The following is a 303-nucleotide window of genomic DNA, read 5'->3' as shown; positions in this document are numbered from 1 at the left end:
TACCGCCCTTGCCGTCGTCGACGGTGACGTCATAGGTCTGCGTCAGGGTCTGGCCGGCCTGCAGCGAGTCGAGCACACTGTCGGCAACCTTGAAGCTCCAGCCGACCTGATCGGCTGCCTGGTTCAGCGGGTCGAGCGAGAAGGTGCCGAGATAGCCGTTGCCGTTCGCCTTGAAGCTCGCCGTATGCGTGTCGAGCGTATCGACATCGCTAAAGCCGACCGCACCGCCCTGCGTGTGCGTGATCGTATTCTCACCCGTCGCCTTGTCGGCGATCTCCGTCACCGCACCGCTCTGCACACCCG

At 64.4% G+C, this 303-nt stretch carries 1 protein-coding gene; it reads right to left on the bottom strand.

The annotated features are described in order from the left end of the window. Window positions 1-303: VCBS domain-containing protein (locus tag L981_RS32970; RefSeq protein ID WP_043627227.1), on the bottom strand; the 303-nt coding region annotated here is incomplete at both ends.

Origin of the sequence: Ensifer sp. ZNC0028, assembly GCF_000799055.1 — a bacterium.
GTDB lineage: Bacteria > Pseudomonadota > Alphaproteobacteria > Rhizobiales > Rhizobiaceae > Ensifer.
The sequence above is the reverse complement of the archived record's forward strand: the minus strand, read 5'-3'. Positions and strand labels throughout refer to the sequence as shown.